Annotated in this window: 17 protein-coding genes; 8 read left to right on the top strand and 9 right to left on the bottom strand. The window is 63.6% G+C overall.

Annotated features, from left to right (window positions below):
• Nucleotides 1–29: 29 nt before the first annotated feature.
• Together MRBLMS1_RS08245 and MRBLMS1_RS08240 are read right to left on the bottom strand one after the other, a co-directional pair.
• The gene (locus MRBLMS1_RS08245; protein WP_485878802.1) at nt 30–377 is read right to left on the bottom strand and encodes a GIY-YIG nuclease family protein; all 348 of its coding nucleotides are present in this window, start codon (nt 375–377) and stop codon (nt 30–32) included.
• Between the two features lie 12 nt (nt 378–389).
• Nucleotides 390–1,655, bottom strand: a complete 1,266-nt coding sequence (locus MRBLMS1_RS08240) for an MFS transporter (protein ID WP_485878801.1) — start codon at nt 1,653–1,655, stop codon at nt 390–392.
• 131 nt (nt 1,656–1,786) lie between these two features.
• On the opposite strand from MRBLMS1_RS08240, the gene MRBLMS1_RS08235 reads away from it, so the two are divergent.
• Both MRBLMS1_RS08235 and MRBLMS1_RS08230 read left to right on the top strand, forming a co-directional pair.
• Complete coding sequence (locus tag MRBLMS1_RS08235) at nt 1,787–2,182, top strand: group II truncated hemoglobin (protein ID WP_034754244.1); 396 nt, start codon at nt 1,787–1,789, stop codon at nt 2,180–2,182.
• Nucleotides 2,183–2,186: 4 nt separating this feature from the next.
• Nucleotides 2,187–3,557, top strand: coding sequence for a DNA recombination protein RmuC (locus tag MRBLMS1_RS08230; RefSeq protein ID WP_485878799.1), 1,371 nt, complete (start codon nt 2,187–2,189; stop codon nt 3,555–3,557).
• A 6-nt stretch (nt 3,558–3,563) separates the two neighbouring features.
• Here MRBLMS1_RS08230 and MRBLMS1_RS08225 read toward each other — a convergent pair whose 3' ends face one another.
• The 6 genes from MRBLMS1_RS08225 to MRBLMS1_RS08200 form a co-directional block, all read right to left on the bottom strand.
• Nucleotides 3,564–4,499, bottom strand: a complete 936-nt coding sequence (locus MRBLMS1_RS08225) for an MHFG family PEP-CTERM protein (protein WP_485878798.1) — start codon at nt 4,497–4,499, stop codon at nt 3,564–3,566.
• A gap of 299 nt (nt 4,500–4,798) precedes the next feature.
• A complete protein-coding gene (locus MRBLMS1_RS08220) occupies nt 4,799–5,581 on the bottom strand; it encodes a hypothetical protein (protein ID WP_485878796.1) in 783 nt (260 codons plus the stop codon).
• Entirely contained in the window at nt 5,578–7,425 is a 1,848-nt protein-coding gene (gene moeA / locus MRBLMS1_RS08215; RefSeq protein ID WP_485878794.1) for a molybdopterin molybdotransferase MoeA, read from the bottom strand. The genes MRBLMS1_RS08220 and moeA overlap by 4 nt, the downstream gene beginning before the upstream one ends.
• Nucleotides 7,426–7,487: 62 nt before the next feature.
• Nucleotides 7,488–8,609, bottom strand: a complete 1,122-nt coding sequence (gene moaA / locus MRBLMS1_RS08210) for a GTP 3',8-cyclase MoaA (RefSeq protein ID WP_456150770.1) — start codon at nt 8,607–8,609, stop codon at nt 7,488–7,490.
• A gap of 29 nt (nt 8,610–8,638) precedes the next feature.
• Nucleotides 8,639–9,976 (bottom strand): chromate efflux transporter, encoded by a 1,338-nt coding sequence (gene chrA, locus MRBLMS1_RS08205; protein WP_485878792.1) that lies wholly within the window; start codon nt 9,974–9,976, stop codon nt 8,639–8,641.
• Between the two features lie 91 nt (nt 9,977–10,067).
• Nucleotides 10,068–13,232: an Rne/Rng family ribonuclease gene (locus MRBLMS1_RS08200; RefSeq protein ID WP_485878790.1), complete on the bottom strand. Its 3,165-nt coding sequence runs from the start codon at nt 13,230–13,232 to the stop codon at nt 10,068–10,070.
• Nucleotides 13,233–13,928: 696 nt separating this feature from the next.
• Here MRBLMS1_RS08200 and MRBLMS1_RS08195 point away from each other — a divergent pair.
• The 4 genes from MRBLMS1_RS08195 to MRBLMS1_RS08180 all read left to right on the top strand — a co-directional run bounded on the left by MRBLMS1_RS08195 (nt 13,929) and on the right by MRBLMS1_RS08180 (nt 17,090).
• Nucleotides 13,929–14,924 (top strand): RluA family pseudouridine synthase, encoded by a 996-nt coding sequence (locus MRBLMS1_RS08195; protein WP_034754116.1) that lies wholly within the window; start codon nt 13,929–13,931, stop codon nt 14,922–14,924.
• Nucleotides 14,925–15,014: 90 nt separating this feature from the next.
• A complete protein-coding gene (locus MRBLMS1_RS08190; RefSeq protein ID WP_034754241.1) occupies nt 15,015–15,674 on the top strand; it encodes an HAD-IIIA family hydrolase in 660 nt (219 codons plus the stop codon).
• The gene (locus tag MRBLMS1_RS08185; RefSeq protein WP_436480227.1) at nt 15,671–16,048 is read left to right on the top strand and encodes a Rieske (2Fe-2S) protein; all 378 of its coding nucleotides are present in this window, start codon (nt 15,671–15,673) and stop codon (nt 16,046–16,048) included. Before MRBLMS1_RS08190 ends, MRBLMS1_RS08185 begins: the two co-directional genes overlap by 4 nt.
• 40 nt (nt 16,049–16,088) lie before the next feature.
• On the top strand, nt 16,089–17,090 hold the full coding sequence (locus tag MRBLMS1_RS08180) for a S49 family peptidase (protein ID WP_485878787.1): 1,002 nt from the start codon (nt 16,089–16,091) through the stop codon (nt 17,088–17,090).
• A gap of 376 nt (nt 17,091–17,466) precedes the next feature.
• Here the strand turns inward: MRBLMS1_RS08180 and MRBLMS1_RS08175 are convergent, their stop codons facing one another.
• On the bottom strand, nt 17,467–17,856 hold the full coding sequence (locus MRBLMS1_RS08175) for a hypothetical protein (protein ID WP_128142189.1): 390 nt from the start codon (nt 17,854–17,856) through the stop codon (nt 17,467–17,469).
• Nucleotides 17,857–18,112: 256 nt separating this feature from the next.
• Between MRBLMS1_RS08175 and MRBLMS1_RS08170 the strand changes: the two genes are divergently transcribed.
• The gene (locus tag MRBLMS1_RS08170; RefSeq protein WP_128142190.1) at nt 18,113–18,823 is read left to right on the top strand and encodes a pseudouridine synthase; all 711 of its coding nucleotides are present in this window, start codon (nt 18,113–18,115) and stop codon (nt 18,821–18,823) included.
• 88 nt (nt 18,824–18,911) lie between these two features.
• Nucleotides 18,912–19,910, top strand: a complete 999-nt coding sequence (locus MRBLMS1_RS08165) for a fumarylacetoacetate hydrolase family protein (protein ID WP_485878785.1) — start codon at nt 18,912–18,914, stop codon at nt 19,908–19,910.
• Nucleotides 19,911–19,936 lie beyond the last annotated feature (26 nt).

Raw genomic sequence — 19,936 nt, 5'->3', positions numbered from 1 at the left:
GTGAGTGCGCAAGTGTAAAGCATGGCCGCTCAATAGCGTGATTGCCCCTGCTCCAGCAGCTGCGCCTGGTGCAGCGCCAGCAGGGCCTCCAGTTCTGCGTCCGCATCGAAACCGGGATCGGCCGATGGCTTGACGGTGTCGATGATGTCGAAGCGGAAAGCCGCCTCGCCATCGCGCCGCCAGTCCGCCTGCAGGCGCGTATTGCGGTGCGAGCCCAGCGCGAGTTCGAAACGGTGGCGGTTCAGCGCGCCGGGCGCGTTGCGGTTGCGTTCGAGCAGGGTGCGGCCGCTGGGCAGGTGGCGCAGCGCGATGATGCCCAGTGCGGGCGCTTGTTGCCGATAAGCTGCTTTCAAGGCAGCTTGCTGTGTTTTATCCATGGTGCGGTTTCCTCAAGCTTGGGTGACGTGGTCGGTGCTTGCGATGCGGGCAATATCGGTGAGCAGGGCGGCGGTGATGGCGGCGGCCAGCAGCAGGGCGCCGCCGGCGCAGAACAGTTCGCCCACGCTCAGGTGGCGCAGCAGCGCGCCCGTGGCCGCCGCCGACAGCGGTGCCAGTCCCAGGAAGATACCCATGAACAGCGCCATCGCCCGGCCCAGCATGGCGGGCGCCACGCGCCGTTGTATCCAGGTAAAGATGGCCACCTGCACATAGCCGCCCAGCAATCCCGTGACGGCCAGCAAGGCCGCGCCTTGCCAGGCTGTATCGATTTGTCCCAGCGCCATCAGCAGGATGGCGACGATGGCGTCAACGGCCAGCAAGGTGGCGCCGAAGCGGCGGCGCAGCCAGGCGCCGCCCAGGCTGGACGCCAGCATGCCGGCCAGGGTGCCGGCGCCGTGCGCGCCCATCAGCAAACCGAGCGCCGGGGCGCCGTGCAGGCGCTCGCTGGCCAGTACGGGCAGGGCCACTTGCAGCGGACCCATGACGAAGAAGGCCACCACGGCCCAGTAGGCATAGCAGCTGCGCAAGGCCATGTCGCGCCACACCATGGACAGGCCGGCCGCCATGTCGCCCCACATGCCCTGCGCCGCAGCGGCGGCCAGTGGCCGCAGGCTGACTTGCCGCAAGGTCCAGGCCGAGAACAGAAACGTCAGCGCATCGATGGCAAAGGCGGCGGCCAGCGCCGCCATGCCGGTTTGCTGCCCGCCATCGTGGGCGCCGAGCACGAGCGCCGCCAGCAGCGGGCCGGCCAGCAAGGACAACTGGCGCGCGCCCATCTGCAGGCTGTTGGCCGTCTGCAGCGCCTGCGGCGGCACGGCTTGCGGCAGAATGGCGGTGCCGGCGGGAATGCCGAAGGCAGAGGCGATGCCCAGCGCCAGCGCGGCCGCATACGCGAGCGCCACACTGGCCTGGTCCAGTATCAGCAGGCCGGACAGTGCCAGCAGGATGGCGGCGTTCGCATATTTACTCAGCAGCAGCACGCGCCGGGGGGAGTAACGGTCGGCGATGATGCCGCCCAGCAAAATCAGCACGGCGCGCGGCGCGCCCATCAGGGCCACGGCGATGCCCAGGCTCAGGCTATCGTTTGTCAGGCTCAGCACCAGCCAGGGCAGGGCCAGCATGCTGAACTGGTCACCGAGCATCGACACGAGGCCGCCTCCGAGCAGCCAGCGGAAATTGGTATTGCGTAGCAAAGGAGCTTGGGCGGTGGTTGACATGCTGTTTTGTCCCGGGTTTAAAATTGCATAGTATTTGATAAAAGCTTGACTAGTCAAATATATTGCCATTTATTGTGGCAGAGGGCGCTGGCGCCGCATGGGCCGCCGGCGCTTGCGCTATCATGGCGGCCATGACTGATACCACTGCTCCCACCCTGTACGAGACCATCGGCGGCGCTCCCGTGCTGCGCGAAATGGTCGACCGTTTTTATGACTTGATGGAGCTCGAGCCCGAGTTCGCCGGCATCCGCGTCATGCATCCGCCATCGACGGACGGCTCGCGCGACAAGCTGTATTTTTTCCTGACGGGCTGGATGGGCGGACCGGATTTGTATATCGAGAAATTCGGCCACCCGCGCCTGCGCGCCCGTCATTTGCCGTATGCCATCGGCACCAGCGAGCGCGACCAGTGGCTGCGCGCCATGGCCTGGGCCATGGAAGACACGGGCATCGAAGAGTCCTTGCGCGTGCGCCTGATGGAATCGTTCTATCAGACGGCCGACTGGATGCGCAACAAACCTGACTGATCCCATGAGCCCAATCGAGTTCTACAGCCTGCTGGGCGCCGCCATCGTCGCCATCGTCCTGTTGCTATTGATCTTGCTGCGTCCGCGTGGCGCGGCCGGCGACGGCGCCACCACCCTTGCCCTGGTGCAGCAGCACCAGCAGCAAAGCCTGGAGCGTATCGACCGGGTCGAGCGCGAAGTGCGGCTGCAGCTGCAGGCGTCGGCGCAAGCCACGCGGCAAGACCTGGCGGCTGGCCTGGCGCAATTTCAGGCGGCGACCCTGCAACAGCTCGACAGCCTGCGCACGCAGATGCAGGCGCAGGGGAAAGTCGGGCGCGAGGAACAGGCGCAAAGCCTGGCGCGCTTTGCCGAGAGTACCAATCAAACTTTGGCGCAGCTGACGGAATCGAATGCGCAGCGCATGCTGGAAGTGCGCGCCACGCTCGAGAACAAGATCCGCGACTTGCAGGCCGACAATGGCGCGCGCCTGGAAGAAATGCGCAAGACGGTCGACGAGAAACTGCACGCCACCCTGGAAACGCGCCTGTCCGCCTCGTTCCAGCAAGTGTCGGAGCGGCTGGAAAAAGTCCACCAGGGCCTCGGCGAGATGCAGCAGCTGGCGCTGGGCGTGGGCGATCTGAAGCGGGTGCTTACCAACGTCAAGACGCGGGGAACATGGGGCGAAGTGCAGCTGGAAATGCTGCTGGAGCAGGTACTCACTGTCGACCAGTACGCGAAAAACGTGGAAACCTTGCCGGGCAGCGGCGCGCGCGTGGAATTCGCCTTGAAACTGCCGGGCATGGTCGACGGCGGGCCGCCCGTGTGGATGCCGATAGACGCGAAATTTCCTAAGGAACAGTATGAGCGCCTGGTCGAGGCGGCCGAGCGGGCCGATGCGGACGCCGTGGCCCTGGCCGGACGCGAACTGGAGCGGGCCGTGCGGGGCGAAGCGAAAACCATCGCCGAGAAATACCTGGCGCCGCCGCTGACCACCGACTTTGCGATCCTGTTCCTGCCTACCGAGGGGCTGTATGCGGAAGTGCTGCGCCGCCCGGGCCTGGCCGATGAATTGCAGCGCGTGCACCGGGTCAGCATCGCCGGGCCATCGACCCTGACGGCCTTGCTCAACAGCTTGCAGATGGGTTTCCGCACCCTGGCGCTGGAAAAGCGCTCGTCCGAAGTGTGGCAAGTGCTGGGCGCCGTGAAGACGGAATTCGGCAAGTTCGGCGAGGTGTTGTCGCAAACCCGGCTGACCCTGGAAAAGGCGGCGAAAAATATCGAAAGCGCGGAAGTGCGCAGCCGGCAGATGGCGCGCAAATTGAAATCCGTGGAAGCCTTGCCGGGCGAGGCGGCCGCCTTGCTGCTGGGCAAGGCGGACGCCGGCGACGGCGAGTAGCGCGCCTCAGGCCGCCCGCGCAGTGCGGCGGCGCAGCGCGCTGTAGCCGATCAGCGCCAGTCCCGCCAGCAGCATGCCCCAGGTTTGCGGTTCGGGCACGGCCGGCAAGACGGTCGGCACCGTCGGTGGCAAGCTAGGGATGATCAGGGTGGGCGGCACGATGATGCTGCTGCCCCGGTCCGGCGGCAGGCCGCCTCCACCGCCACCACCACCGCCGCCGCCGCCGCCCATGCCGGCAGGCGGCGTGATGCCGCCGGCGGTACGCACATAATCGAAGGGCAGGAAAGGAATGCTGGCCACCTCGGGCGGCATGGCGCCGCCCGTGAAGGAACCGCCGCGCAAGGCGTCGGGATTGTCGATCAGGGGCACGCCTGCCGCTTCCGGGGCAGCGGGCGCGGCGGCAACGGGTGCTGCACCGCCGGGAGCGGCACCACCGGGAGCTGCACCGGCCGCTGGCGGCGCCGATGCGGGCGCCTGCGTAATCCGGCTGACGTTGCGGCAGATCGTCGGCACCAGGATGCACTGGCCTTGCACGCAATACACGAGTCCCCGTTCCTGCATCTGCTCGTTCCAGCCCGCACGCGTGACGTTGCGGCAGACGCGGCCAGGGCCGAAATGCATGTCGCTGATGCGCGCGTTGTAATTGCCCTTGCCGCGGATGGCGTCGCGGCTGATCACCACGATCTCATCGTACTGGCGCGCACGCATGCGCTCCTTCAATTGTTCGCGCACGGGCGGCGCGATATCCGTATAGCGGTCCACGGCCGCCACCACGTCACCCATGAACGGGTCGACGCCAGGACGATTCCAGTTGCAGTTATCGAGCACATCGGCGCGCGCGATGCCTTTCGCGTAGGCGGGCAAGGGCGCCAGGGATAAGGTGGCAAGCAGGCATGCCGCACCGAACATGCTGACTCCCGCGATCCATGAGCTGTGTCTCATTGTTGTTCCTCGTGAAAACAATATCAAAATTGAACTTTTTGTATGAGTTCGAATGTTATCACCGAAGAAACTTCAATATCAACTAATAAATAAAATTATTACAATTAGTGTTGTGTTTATTGATTTGTTTTAAGGAGAAATAATTGATATTTTTATCTCGATAGGCGAACGTCGGCCGCGCAGGGGAATTGATTGCAATGGGGAAATGCAAACGGCCCGCGCAGGGCGGGCCGGTGGGAATGAGGTGGAGCTTGGACGGGGGCACCGCCGGCAGGCGGCGGTGAGGCCGGGAATGCGTGCTAGATGCGGCCTGGACAGGCTTGCGTATCGAAAGCGGGGTAGCCGATGGCGGGCAGCTTGTGCAGCCACCGGCGCATCAAGGTGCGCGCGCCTTGCGCATCGTACTGTCGCCCTTGCTGCAAATCTGCGGCCAGCATGTCCAGTTCCGCGCAGATCGATTGCTTGCCGGACTGGGCCGCCAGCAGCGACGCCAGCAGTTCTGGCAGCACCTCAGCCGCAGGCGCCGCTTGGCGCGTGACCCGGTAGTGCAGCCAGTAGCGCTCGGCTGCGTCGCCATCAAAGCTGGGGACGAAGCCGAACGTGGCGTCATCGTGGCGCAAGCGGTACACAGTGTGGAAGTAATGCGGACCCGTCAGTTGGTCGGGGAAGAGGTCGCGTCGCAGGACGTCGATGGCCAGCGATCCGTTGGGCTCCACGCGCACGGGACTGGGCGAATCGTACTGGTCGACGCTGACCATGGAGAGTGAGTTGCCTTGCGTGAAGATGATCTTCTGCGTGTAATGGCGCCCGCCCAGGTGGCCGCACAGGGCCATGTAGCGATCATTGATGGCGGTCACGGCCGCAACGTTGCCGCAGCCGGGGCGCAAGGGCGTGTTTTCCTGCCACACGAGCGCCTGGTCGCTGGTGCGCACAAGGCGGATGCCGCCCACGGTTTCGCCGTGCAAGTCGCCTGGCGCCGTTTCGATGCGCTCGTCAAAGCGCGCCGTGTAGCCATTGCTGCGGACTTCGCCTGCATATGCCGTCATGCCCTGCAGCAGGGCCATTGCCAGTATCAGCTTCATATCAGCCCATGGAATAGTACGATATCGACGAGGTCGCCGGCCGCCACGTGGCCTTGCGCTTCATGCAGCACGATCATGCAATTGGCTTGCGTCATCGAACGCAGGATGCCCGAGCCTTGCGCACCCGTCACGCGCACGTGCTGGCGCCCGTCCGCTCCCCGCTCGACGATGCCGCGCTGGTATTCCGTGCGGCCCCGTTTCTTGCGGATGGGCGCTTGCGCCGCCACCTGCAGCAGCGGCAGGGTGGACGTGTCCGCATCGGCGCCCATCAGGCGCAGCAGGGCGGGGCGGGCGAGGAAATAAAACGCCGCCATCACGGCCACGGGGTTGCCGGGCAGTCCCAGCAGCAAGGCCGTGTCGCCCTCGCTGGCAATCCGGCCAAAGGCCATGGGGCGGCCCGGGCGCATGTTGATTTGCCAGAAGGCCACGTCACCGAGGCGGGCGAGGATCTCGCGCGTAAAATCGGCCGCGCCGCTGGACACGCCGCCCGAGGTGATGATGACGTCGGCCTTGGCGCAGGCGCCGCGCAGGGCCGCTTCCAGCGCTTGCGGATTGTCCTTGACGATGCCCATGTCGAGCACCTCGCAGCCCAAACGGGTCAGCATGCCCAGCAGGGTGTAGCGGTTGCTGTCGTAGATGCAGCCCGCGTCGAGCGCTTCGCCGATCGAGCGCAATTCGTCGCCGGTGGAAAAGAAGGCCACGCGCAGGCGCCGGCGCACGGGCACCGTGGTGATGCCCAGCGAGGCCAGCAGCCCCAGTTCGGCCGGTCCGAGTCGTTTGCCCTGCAGCAGCGCAGGCTGGCCTTGCATCAAGTCTTCGCCCTTGAAACGGCGGTTGTCGCCGAGGCGGATGCAGTCCGGCGCGATGGTGATGCTGTGCTCGCTGGCATGCTGCACCAGTTCCTGCGGCACCACGCTGTCGCAGCCGTGCGGCATGACGGCGCCCGTCATGATGCGCGCGCATTGCCCGCGCCCGACGTTGACCGTGCCGGGACGCCCGGCCAGGATGGTGTCGACCACGGCCAGGGTCACGGGGGCGTCGCCACCGAGGTCGGCCCCATGCAGGGCATAGCCATCCATGGCGGAATTGTCGTGCGCGGGCACGCTGATGGGCGAGATGATGTCGGCTGCCAGGATGCGCCCGAACGCTTGCGGCAGCGGCAGTTCCTCGACCTCGGCGACGGGCGCGACGGTGTCGGCCAGGATGGCTTGCGCCATCGGCACGGACAAGCCCTGCGCCTGCAGGGCGGCCAGCTCGTCTGGCGTATTGATGTTGCCGAACGCGCCATGGTTCTCGAAGAGCACCTCAGCCAGTTTCAAGGGGCCATGCCAGGTACGCATGCGGCGCTCGCCGCCGCGCAGATACGAGTCTAGCTGGGGCAGGGCCGAGGTTTTCACCAGGCAAAAGACGGGGTGCGGGCGGAGCACGGCCGATCCCGTCGCCGGATCGATTTCTTCGGTGACGGCGATTGCCAGGTCGGCATCGTTGTCGATCAGGCCGGCGGCCAGGCGCGCTGCCAGGTCGGGCGGCAGCAGGGGCGAATCACACGGCACGGTCAGCAGATACGGCGTGCCGGCGTGCCGTATGCCGCTGTGCAGGCCGGCCAGGGGGCCCAGCTGGCCCGGCAGCGCATCGGGCCACACGGGCAGGCCGAAGCTTGCGTAATCGCCGGCATCGGCGTGGACACTGATGGCCAGTTGGCCCACTTGCGGCGCCAGGCGCTGCAGCACGTGGCGGGCCAGGGGCTGGCCATGCAGGGGCAGCATGCCCTTGTCGCGCTGGCCCATGCGCGTGCCGAGGCCGCCGGCCAGGATCAGGCCGGTAATGTCGTGTTTGTTGATCATGTCAGGTAGGAAAATTGGTGCATGCGCCATGGTAGCAGCGCGGGGCGTGCGCCGCCCCGGATTCAGCCGCCGATGTACGACATTTCCACTTTCTTTTTACCGTGCTCAAGTGTGCCGCCCGTCAAATCCGTCTGGCTGGTGCGCAATTGCGAATAGCGGTCGCCGCGGCCGCGCCACAGCTGTGCCACGGCCGAGGATATTTCCGCATCGCTGCGGCCGCCGCGCAGCAGGCTGCGCAAGTCGTGGCCGCTGCTGGCAAACAGGCACGTGTACAGCTTGCCCTCGGTCGAGAGGCGGGCGCGGCTGCAGTCGGCGCAGAACGCTTGCGTGACGCTGGAAATGAGGCCGATTTCGCCGCTGCCATCCGCATAGCGCCAGCGCGCCGCCGTCTCGCCCGTGTAGTTCGGGTTGATGGGCAGCAAGGGCATGTGTGAGGCGATCCGGCGCACGACTTCGGCGGACGGGATGACTTCCTGCAAGTTCCAGCCATTCGACGCGCCCACGTCCATGTATTCGATGAAGCGCAGGATGTACGGCGTGCCCTTGAAGTGGCGCGCCATGGGCACGATTTCCTGCTCGTTCATGCCGGCCTTGACGACCATGTTGATCTTGATGGGGCCCAGGCCCGCGGCGTGCGCCGCATCGATGCCGTGCAGCACGTCGGCGACGGCGAAATCGACGTCGTTCATGCGCTTGAAGGTGGCGTCGTCGAGCGAGTCGAGCGACACGGTGACCCGGTTCAGGCCCGCATCCTTGAGCGCCTGCGCTTTTCTGGCCAGCAAGGAGCCGTTGGTTGTCAGGGTCAGGTCCAGCGGCTGGCCCGATGGCGTGCGCAGCGCGGCCAGCATGGCGATGAGCTTTTCGATATTCTTGCGCAGCAGGGGTTCGCCGCCCGTCAGGCGGATCTTTTCCACGCCGTGCGCGACGAACAGGCGCGCGATGCGCGTGATTTCCTCGAACGACAGCAAATCCGTGTGCGGCAGATACACGTGGTTCTTGTCGAACACGTCCTTCGGCATGCAATACACACAACGGAAATTGCAGCGGTCGGTAATCGAGATGCGCAAGTCGTGCAGGGGCCGGCCCAGGCTGTCGGCCACGTTGCCGCTGGGACTTTCCAGCCGTGCGGGGATCGCCGGTGCCCCATTGCGGGCTTCGGCGAGGTAGATAATCTTGTCAGCCATGAAAGGTCATGCCACTTACGTAAAATCGGTCAAGGCAGATACGATAGCACGAGGCCGAAGATGGCACAGGCGAGCAGCAATTTGATGGTGCCCATTTGGTATTTGATCAGCGCCACGCCGGCCGCCAGCGCAATGGCAATCGCTACCCAGTCCCAGTGCGGCAGCGGGTTTGTTTGCCAGAAGACATGGCGGCCAAAGAACAGGGCCAGGCTGGCGATGACGCCCACCACGGCTGCCGAGATGGCCGTCAGGGGCGCGCTCAGGCGCAAATTGCCGCGCGACGCTTCCACGAGGGGGGCGCCGGCCAGGATGAAGATGAACGAGGGCAGGAAAGTAAACCAGCTGGCAACGAGCGCGCCGGACACGCCCGCCAGCCACAGCTGCTCACCCGTCACGGCATGGCTCCAGCCGCCGACAAAACCGATGAAGGCGACGATCATGATCAGCGGGCCGGGCGTCGTTTCGCCCAGCGCCAGGCCATCCATCATTTGCGCGCTCGTGATCCAGTGGTAGTGGTCGGCGGCGCCCTGCACCAGGTAGGGAAGCACGGCATACGCGCCGCCGAACGTGAGCAGGGCCGCCTTGCTGAAAAACACGCCCATCTGCGCCAGCGGCTGGTCCGCGCCGCCCGCCAGCGCCAGGCCCAGCCAGACGAAGAAGGCCAGCGCCAGGCCCATGGCAGCCGTGCCAAGCAGGCGCGGCCAGCGGAAGCGCGCGTGGTCCGGCGTCGGCGTGTCGTCATCGATCAGGGCGGCGCCGTAGCGGGCCGCGCCGCCATGCGACGCGCCGTTGGCATGAAAGTGGCCCGGCAGCCAGCGCCCGCTCGCCATGCCCAGTAGGGCGGCGCTGAGCACGATCAGTGGAAATGGCAGCTGTAGCGCGGCGATGGCGACAAATGCGGCCGCGGCGATGGCGATCAGGGCGGGGCTGCGCAAGGTGCGCCGGCCCAGGCGCCAGGCGGCCGCCAGCACGATGGCGACAACGGCCGGCTTGATGCCGTACAGGACGCCGGCGATGGCGCCAACGTGGCCATACGCCATGTACAGCCAGGACAGGGCGATCAGCACCAGCAGCGAGGGCAGCAAAAACAGCAGGCCCGCCACCAGGGCGCCGCGCGTGCGGTGCATCAGCCAGCCGATGTAGATAGCCAGCTGGGTCGCTTCCGGCCCCGGCAGCAACATGCAGTAATTGAGCGCGTGCAGGAAACGCTGCTCGGAAATCCAGCGCCGCTTTTCCACCAGTTCCGCATGCATCATGGCGATTTGCCCGGCGGGGCCGCCAAAGCTGACGCAGCCTAGCTTGAGCCAGTACCAGAAGGCGCTGCGCAGGCTGACGGGGGCGGGAGGCAGATTGGCGTTCTCGTGCATGGCGGGTGGAGGGCAGCAAAAAAGTGGACATAAAAAAGGGGAAGCCTGAGCTCCCCCTTTCATCATTGGCGGCTGGGCGAACCCGGCACACTTATGGACGTTGCGTGTTGACCTGGATCAACGGCTCATCCGATTGCGGCGGCAATGGCTTGCGTTCGCGTGGCTTGCGTACCGGAGCGACTGCCTTCGCGGCCGCTTCCTGCGCCAGGCGCAGTTTTTCCGGATCGGTGGCAGCCAGGGTCAGGCCGGCCGAACCGAGCACTGCGCTCAAGTCCAGCGGCGCGGCAGGAGCAGGAGCAGGAGCAGGAGCAGGAGCAACGACAGGCGCTGGCGCTGGTGCCGGAGCAGGCACGGGAGCTGGAGCGGGAGCCGCTTCGGCTACCACCGGGGCCGCTTCCACCACGGCTGGTGCCGCTTCGGCGACTGGCGCTGCTGCTGGAACTTCTTCCGCCACGGCGGCGGTTTCCACGGCAGCTGTCGTTTCCACGACTGGCGCCGCTTCGACGATGACTTCCGCTGGAGCAGGCGCTGGCGCCGGTGCAGCTTCCGCTTTCTCGGCAAAGCTGTACTCGGCAGCTGGTGCTGGTTCGGCAGCGGCTGGTTCAGCTTGCGCTGCAGCAACGGCGGCTTCCACAGGGGCTGGCGGCACGATCACTTCGGCCGCTGGTGCTGCTTCCTCAACCTTGGCCACTTCCACCACTTCGACCACTTCCACGACTTCAGCCACGACGGCAGGAGCGGCATCCAATGCAGCTTCCACTGGTGCGGCAACGGCGACGACAGCGGCGGCAGCCACGACGGCGACTGGAGCGGCATCCGTTGCAGCTTCCGGCGCCGGAGCGACCGTAAAGCTGATCACTGGTGCGTCCTGGCCTTCGTTGTCACCGTTTGCCGATTCGATCAGCTCGCCCGTTTCGCGGTCGCGGCGGTTGCGGTTGCGGCCACCACGACGACGGCGGCGGCGCGGTTCTTCGCCTTCCACGTCGTTTTCCGTCTCTTCGCCTTCAGGACCGGCATTCGCCGGCGCTTTCAGCAGGTTCGCAGGTGCGGCGTCGGATTCCGGGCCGTTTGACGCCACGACGACATTCACTGCGCTGGCGGTGGCGCCAACCAGTGCCAGCTCTTCAGCTTTCACTTCAGCAACAACAGCCTTGTCGGCGCGTGGTTCGCGCGCTTCGCGTGGCTGGCGTGGCGGACGCTCGGCGCGCTCTGGACGTTCCGCGCGTTCTGGACGCTCGGCGCGTTCAGGACGTTCGCCGCGTTCGCGCGGTGCTGCCGCCGTATCGCCGTTCTCGCGCGCTTCACGCGGTTCGCGTGGCGGACGCGGTGGACGTGGCGGACGAGCCGCTTTTTCCAGTGCTTCCGCTTCTTTCGCTGCATCGTCCTGGGCTGGACGGCCCTGGCCTGGTTCGCGTTCTTCGCGGCCAGGCTTGCCGTTGCGGCCACGGCCACGCGGGCCACGGCTGTTGCGGTCGCCACGGTCGGCGCCGGCCGGCTTGGCTGGTGCGACAGGAGCAGGTGCTGGCGCCACCGGTGCCGGAGCGCCGGTGAAGAAGCTGATGATCTTGGCGATCAGGCCCTGTGGTGCGGCAGGCGCGGCCACTGGAGCCGGTTTCGCTTCGACGGGCTTGCGCTCGACCAGCGGTGCCGGCTGGTCAGGCGTGATCGTCTTGACGACGGCTTCCTGGCGCGGCTTGGCTTCTTCCTTCTGGCGCTTGCTGTACGCCATGTCGGTTTCAGCGCTTTCCGCCAGGTTGTAGCTGGCCTGGCTGTCTTCCAGACGCGGGTCGTCGTGCTTGATGCGTTCCAGCTTGTAGTGCGGCGTTTCCAGATGCTTGTTCGGGATCAGGATCACGGCGATGCGGTGGCGGTTCTCGATTTTCAGTACTTCGCCGCGCTTTTCGTTGAGCAGGAAGGCGCCCACGTCCACGGGCACTTGCACGTGGATGGTGGCCGAGTTTTCCTTCATCGCCTCTTCCTGGATGATGCGCAGCACCTGCAGGGCGGACGATTCCGTGTCGCGGATGTGGCCGGTGCCGGAGCAGCGCGGGCACGTCACGTGCGAACCTTCGGACAGCGAAGGACGCAGGCGCTGGCGCGACAGTTCCATCAGGCCGAAGCGCGAGATCTTGCCCATTTGTACACGGGCACGGTCATGGTGCAGCGCATCTTTCAGGCGCTGTTCCACTTCGCGCTGGTTTTTCGCCACTTCCATGTCGATGAAGTCGATGACGATCAAGCCGCCCAAGTCGCGCAAACGCAGCTGGCGGGCCACTTCTTCGGCCGCTTCGCAGTTGGTGTTGAAGGCGGTCGTCTCGATGTCCGAGCCGCGCGTGGCGCGGGCCGAGTTGACGTCGACGGAGACCAGCGCTTCGGTATGGTCGATCACGATGGCGCCGCCCGATGGCAGTGGCACGGTGCGGCTGTACGCCGTTTCGATCTGGTGTTCGATCTGGAAGCGCGAGAACAGCGGCACGTCGTCGCTGTAGCGTTTTACGCGGTGCACCATGTCGGGCATCACGTGGCTCATGAACTGATGCGCCTGGTCGTAGATCTCGTCGGTGTCGATCAGGATCTCGCCGATGTCGGGCTGGAAGTAGTCGCGGATGGCGCGGATGACGAGCGACGATTCCTGGTAGATCAGGAAAGCGCCGTTGGCCGACTTGCCGGCGCCTTCGATGGCGCGCCACAGTTGCATCAGGTAATTCAAGTCCCACTGCAGTTCATCGACGTTGCGGCCGATGCCTGCCGTGCGGGCAATCACGGACATGCCAGCTGGCAAATCCAGTTTATCCATGGTTTCGCGCAATTCCTGGCGCTCTTCACCTTCCACGCGGCGCGATACGCCACCGCCACGCGGGTTGTTCGGCATCAGGACCAGGTAACGGCCGGCCAGCGAGACGAACGAGGTCAGGGCGGCGCCCTTGTTGCCGCGCTCTTCCTTCTCCACTTGCACCATGATTTCCTGGCCTTCGCGCAGCGCTTCCTTGACGGACGCGTTACGGACGTCGACGCCTTCGCGGAAATACGTGCGGGCAACTTCCTTGAAAGGCAGGAAGCCGTGGCGGTCTTCGCCATAGCTGACGAAGCACGCTTCGAGCGATGGCTCGATGCGCGTGATCACGCCCTTGTAGATGTTGGATTTGCGCTGTTCGCGCCCGGCTGTCTCGATATCGATGTCGATCAGTTTTTGTCCGTCGACAATCGCTACGCGCAGTTCTTCTTGCTGCGTGGCATTAAACAACATGCGTTTCATTTTTATAACTCCGCGACCCGTAGGCCATCTCAAAGCCGCTTCCGGGGAAGCGGCGAAGTACAGGGATATATGCGAGAACGGGAGTGCTGGCGGGGGAAATGCCCAGGCGTGCGGAGCAACAACGCGTACGAGGTATACGTTACGGCCGCAACAGGCGCGGTGAGGTCGATCGTCATGCCGAGTGCACAGGACACTTGCAACTCATCTGAAACAGCCCGGATGAGAATGAACTGCATCGGGGGCAGAGAATGCAAGTGGTCAGCAAATTCAGAGCCAAAATCGTTAGCCGGCTCATTACAGGGATCGCGATGGCGAGGCTTGGCCTCAGCCTATCATCGACAACCCTCAGTATTTGGCCACATACGGGGTTTGGCGAAAACGGCAAGCGTTATCAACTTCATCAACCCGCGAGCCCGACTCGATAAGTCGCGCTAACGGGTACTTATCCTTATAATCCCACACTCACTTCAGCATCTCCACGCGTTATCCGATTACAACTACGGTGCAACCTTGATTCGCGCAGGGATGGTGCATATACATTTTTTTCCACCGAATTTGCAATTTGGCGAGGCCGGTGGAGACGCCCCTGTGTAAAATGTGCTTTTATTCTTACACTCGCAGCAGCCAGGGCCGCAGCAAAAACAATTATATATTCAAAATGAAGGACTTAGAGAGATTTCTGGGAAGACATAGTAAATGAAGAGTCAAAATGATGTTGTTCCCCCTTCAACACCCCCGGTTCAGCCGCAAGCCCAATTCGTAACGATCGCCGAGGAAGAAGCAGGCCAGCGCATCGACAACTACTTATTAAGAGTGTGCAAGGGAGTGCCTAAAAGCCACATCTACCGGATCTTGCGATCGGGAGAAGTGCGGGTCAATAAAGGCCGTATCGATCAGCTGTACCGTCTCGCCGCCGGCGACGTGGTGCGCATTCCGCCCGTGCGCGTGGCCGAAAAGGCCCCTACGGGCGCGCCAGCCGCCGAATTCAAGATCATTTTCGAAGATGCGCAGCTGCTCGTCATCGACAAGCCGGCCGGCGTGGCCGTGCATGGCGGCTCGGGCGTGTCGTTCGGCGTGATCGAGCAATTGCGCGCTTCGCGCCCCGACGCCAAGTTTTTGGAACTGGTACACCGCCTGGACCGCGACACGTCCGGCTTGCTGTTGCTGGCAAAGAAACGCACGGCGCTGACCAATCTGCACGAGCAGATGCGCGACGGCGTCACCGACAAGCGCTACCTGGTGCTGGTGGCCGGCGACTGGAAGAATGCGCGCCAGCATATCAAGTTGCCATTGCATAAATATACGACGGCCGAAGGCGAGCGCCGGGTGGCCGTGCAGGCCGATGGCCTGGCGTCGCACACGGTGTTTTCACTGTTGCATAAATATCACAACTTCGCCTTGCTGGAAGCGGAATTGAAGACGGGACGCACGCACCAGATCCGCGTGCACCTGTCTTCGTCCGGTTTCCCCATCGCTGGCGACGATAAATATGGCGACTTTGCCCTCAACCGTGCCCTGTTGAAGGCCGACAGCACGCGCGGCGCCCTGAAACGCATGTTCCTGCATGCGCACCAGATCACGTTTACGCATCCGGAAACGGGCAAGACGATGACTTTGAACGCGCCGCTGGCTGCCGAATGCGAGCGTTTCTTGGTAAGCTTGGGCAAACCATTGGCCGTTGCCGCACGATAAGTAACCAGCGCGTGCGCGCGACACTACTCATAAGGTAGTCAGTCGCCATCATTCATTCTCAAGGAGCCGGCGGCTATGCTGTCGGGAAACATGGCAAGAAAGCAATTTGATCTGATCGTCTTCGATTGGGACGGTACCCTGATAGACAGTACCTCGACCATCGTCAAGTGCATCCAGGCATCGGCCAAAGACCTTGGCTTGCCCATTCCCACCGAGTTGCTCGCTTCGCACGTGATCGGCCTGGGCTTGCAGGAAGCCATGCAGCTGGTGATGCCCGACGTGGAGCCGAAATACCATGCGCGCATGGCCGAGCGCTACCGCTATCACTATCTGTCGCGCGACCATGAGCTGACCTTGTTTCCCGGCGTACACGAGATGCTGCAGGAACTGTCGCAGCAGGCGTACTTTCTGGCGGTGGCCACGGGCAAGAGCCGTGTCGGCCTGAACCGCTCCTTGAATGCCGTCAAGCTGCTGTCCCTGTTCGATGCGACGCGCTGCGCCGATGAAACGTTTTCCAAGCCCCATCCGGCCATGCTGCAGGAACTGACGCGCGAATTGGGACAGGATATGCGCCGTACCGTGATGATCGGCGACACCAGCCATGATTTATTGATGGCAAGCAATGCAGGCGCGGCGGGTATTGCCGTAGAGTATGGGGCGCATCCGGTGGCGCAGTTGCAAGCTTGCAATCCGCTGTATTCGGCCGCCACCGTGGCCGACCTGCATCAATGGCTGAGTGAGCACGCATGATGACTGATGTTGCGGAAGTATTGATTTGTGCGGCCGACGCCGTGGCCGATGGCGGCAAGGGCGTGCGTTTTCCCGTCTCGGCCGGTGGCGAAGCGACCACGGGCTTTGTCGTGCGCCATGGCGGCAAGGCGTATGGCTACCTGAACCGCTGTGCCCACGTGCCGATCGAACTGGACTGGGCCGAAGGCGAGTTTTTCGAGTCCAGCGGCTTGTACCTGATGTGTTCGACGCATGGCGCCATCTATGTGCCGGAAAGCGGCTTGTGCGCGGGCGGCCCCTGCAAGGGCGGGCGCTTGCGTCCGATCACCGTGGCCGAGCGCGATGGCCAGCTGTATTGGCAACCCGATGAGTATGTGCAGCCGCTGCCGGCCTGAGGCCGGGGCAGGCCTTATTGCAATTTAAACAAAGTGAATCATGAGCGATAACACGAATGACAAGCTGGACAGCAGCGCGCCAGCCGCCGGTCACGGCGTCCCTGCGGGACACTGGGAACGCGACGTGCTGGAAAAGCTGGTATTTGCCACTTTGCAAGAGCAACGTGCGCACCGCCGCTGGAGCATCTTTTTCAAGATCTTCGGCCTGCTGATCGTGCTGTTCGCCCTGTGGGTGTTTTATGACTACAACACGGCCGACGACAGCGAAACCCTGGGCCGCCACACGGCCCTGATCGATATCAATGGCGCCATCGAGTCCGAAGGCAGCGGCTCGGCCGCCGTCGTCATCCCCGCGCTGGACAAGGCGTTTTCCGACGCCGGCTCCGTGGCCGTGGTGCTGCATATTAATAGTCCGGGCGGCAGCCCCGTGCAGGCCGGCATGATCGTCGACGAGATGCAGCGCCTGCGCAAGGGCTATCCGGACAAGCCTTTGTATGTGGTGGTCGATGAAATGTGCGCCTCGGGCGGCTATTACATCGCGGCTGCCGCCGACCGCATCTATGTCAACAAGGCCAGCGTGGTCGGCTCCATCGGCGTGCTGATGGATGGCTTCGGCTTTACGGGCGTGATGGAAAAGGTCGGCGTCGAGCGCCGTTTGCTGACGGCGGGCGAGAACAAGGGTTTCATGGACCCGTTCAGCCCCCTGACGGAAAAGCACAAGGCGTATGCGCAAGGCATGCTCAATGAAATCCACCAGCAATTCATCGAGGTCGTGCGGGCGGGACGGGGCAAGCGCCTGAAGGAAACGGCCGATACCTTCTCCGGCTTGTACTGGACGGGCGCGAAAGCCGTGGAAATGGGGCTGGCCGACGATTTCGGCACGGTCGACAGCGTGGCGCGCGACGTCGTCAAGGCGGAAGACATCGTCGACTATACGCAGCATGAAGGCTTGCCGGAACGGGTGCTCAAAAAGTTTGGCGCCGCCATGGGCGCGGGCGCCATGAAGGCGGCCGTACAGCAGTCACAACCGGCGTTGCGCTGAGGACATCACTCTTGGCTGGCAAGCAAGCCAATCGAGAATGATTTTCAATAAGGTGGTAAATTGGCTTGAAAATGGGGCTGCTTGGGCTATAGTGAAACCGTAGTTCTTTTCAAGGAGGGGCGATATATCAACTATGTTGTCAGTACTAACTTGATTGGCAGGTCCTGGAACTACTCGCCGCATCGCAGATGTGGTTTTGAGTGAATTTACATTCCTCACTAAAGTCCCGATGGGGCTTGGGAACGGCGGCGCAATGCCGCCGTTTCCTTTTGTGCGTCGTTCGTGCCGAATGGGCAAGTGTTGCTCGATGTTGGAGTTGGGCGTGCTGGCAAGGCAGGCATGCGAGGGCAGGGCATGGCTGGTAGGCGGACCGGGTTCAGACGGCGCAGCCGTTGCAGTGTGCGGGCAGGGCGGTTGCCTGCCGGGCTGGCGCTGCGCCGGCACTGGCGTTGGCGCCGGAACTGATCTCGGGCGCTGTGTCCACCATGACGGGCGCCGTCACGTTGTCGGTTTCCGCGACCGCATCCGCATCCGCGTGGGCAAAACCGCCGAGTTCCAGCCAGCACATGAAATGGCATTGCGCCTCGGCATGCCAATGCGTCTGGCTCGCTGGCGATGGCGTTGCGTCCTCATCCTGCGGCGCCGGGGCGCTGCTCCAGCGCGCCACGCCGAGTCTGACCTTGTGCATGGCCGCCTGTTCCGTAGCGATGCGCTGGCGCATGTCGGCGATGCTGCCTTGTAAGGCGATGGTATCGGTATGCTTCATACAATGTCCTTGTGAATCGTTGCTTGGTTATTATTCCTAAAGCTCGTTAGGCGGATTCCTAACGAAGTTTCAGTCTATCAATGCGATATTCCGAGCGCTTGATATTGCTCAAAGGAATTGGCCATTTATATCGAAATCTCACCTTGTACTTCAGCTCATCTGTGCATGCGCAAGGCTGGTGCGCCCTCGGCGGCCTTGCGCAGGCCGCGCGCGCGGCCGCTTCACGCTGCCAGCCGCTTCTGGTAAAGTCACGCCCATGAGTAAATTATCCCTAGACCGCATCCTGCAATCGCAGGGTTTTGGCACCCGTAAATATTGCCGTTCCCTCATCGAAGATGGCGATGTCGTCATCGATGGCGTCACCCAGACCAATTACCGCACCACCGTCGAGACCGAAGGCCTGGTGCTGCACGTGTTCGAAGAAGAGTGGGTCTACCGCGCGCACCTGTACCTGGCGCTGAACAAGCCCGCCAACTTCGAATGCTCGCGCAAGCCCAGCCATCATCCTGGCGTGCTGACCCTGCTGCCGGAGCAGTTCACCTGGCGCGAAGTCCAGCCCGTCGGCCGGCTCGACCACGATACGACCGGCATGCTGCTGATGTCCGACGATGGCCCATTTATCCATGCACAATCGTCGCCGAAGCGCCACGTTCCCAAGATTTACCAGGCCACCACGCAAGAGCCCGTGACGGATGAACTGGTGGCCCTGTTATTGGCAGGCGTGCAATTGCACGATGAGCCGGCCCCGCTGGCAGCCCTCGTTTGCGTCAAGCGCGGAGAGCACCAGCTGGAAATCGTGCTTGAGCAAGGCAAGTACCACCAGGTCAAGCGCATGCTGGCTGCCGCCGGCAACCATTGCAGCGCGCTGCACCGTTCCGCCATCGGCAGCCTGACCCTGGAATCGCTGGGCATCGCCGAAGGAGAGTGGTGCTATCTCACTCCAGAGCAACTGGCGCTGCTGGCGTAAATCCCTCTAGATCGTCAAAGCCGGGGATGTCCCGGCTTTTTGGCGTCTTTAGCCTCCTATTGCCTGCCTTTGACGAAGTTTCCCGCACATGAAATTAGCTACCCTGAACGATGGCACGCGCGATGGCCAGCTGGCTGTCGTCTCGCGCGACCTGAAAACGGCCCACCTGGCCGATGGCATCGCCTCGACCCTGCAAAAGGCGCTCGACGACTGGAGCTTCATCGCGCCCCAGCTGGACTTGCTGTACCAGACCATCAATAGCGGCCGCGGCCATCGCGCCTTCGAGTTCGACCCGGCCAACTGCATGGCGCCCTTGCCGCGCAGCAGCCTGCGCGTGGCCGGTGCATCCTATCTGCAGCAGATCGAGCGCGCCTGCAAGGCGGCAGGACTTGAAGCGCCCGTCAATCTGCGCGATGCTCCAAGGATGTACCAGGGCGCCAGCGACGATTTCCTCGGCGCCCACGATGACATCACCCTGGCGCACGAGCAGTGGGGCATCGATTACGAGGCAGGCATCGCCGCCATCACGGACGACGTGGCCATGGGCTCGACGCCGGACCAGGCGCACCTGAACATCAAGCTGTTGATGCTGGTCAATGACATCAGCCTGCGCAACCTGGCGCCCGACGAGCAAGCCAGCGGCTACGGCTTCCTGCAGGCGAAGCCGGCCATGGCTTGCTCTCCAGTGGCCATCACGCCCGACGAACTGGGCGACGCCTGGCGCGGCGGCAAGGTGCATTACGCCTTGCGCTGCAGCCTGAACGGCAAGTTGACGGGCCAGCCGAACGCGGGCGCCGACATGGCGTTCAATTACCCGCAATTGCTCGCCCATCTGTGTCAGACACGCAACGCGCGCGCCGGCAGCGTGGTCAGCGCGGGCGGCGTCGCCAACAAGGAAGTCAAGAAGGGGTTTTCCAGCATTGTTGAACGACGTAACCAGGAGATGATCGCCGATGGTGTCGCCAGCACACCATTCCTGTTGTTTGGTGATGTTGTTCGATTGGAAATGCTGGGTGATGACGGCAAGTCCCTGTTTGGCGCCATCGAACAGACGGTGAAGCAGGCCGAGGCGCGAAAAAATCGTTAGTGACCCGAGAAAATGGCCATGACTGC

The sequence above is a fragment of the Massilia sp. LMS1-1-1.1 genome (assembly GCF_040815535.1).
Classification (GTDB): domain Bacteria; phylum Pseudomonadota; class Gammaproteobacteria; order Burkholderiales; family Burkholderiaceae_D; genus Janthinobacterium; species Janthinobacterium aestuarii.
The sequence above is the reverse complement of the archived record's forward strand: the minus strand, read 5'-3'. Positions and strand labels throughout refer to the sequence as shown.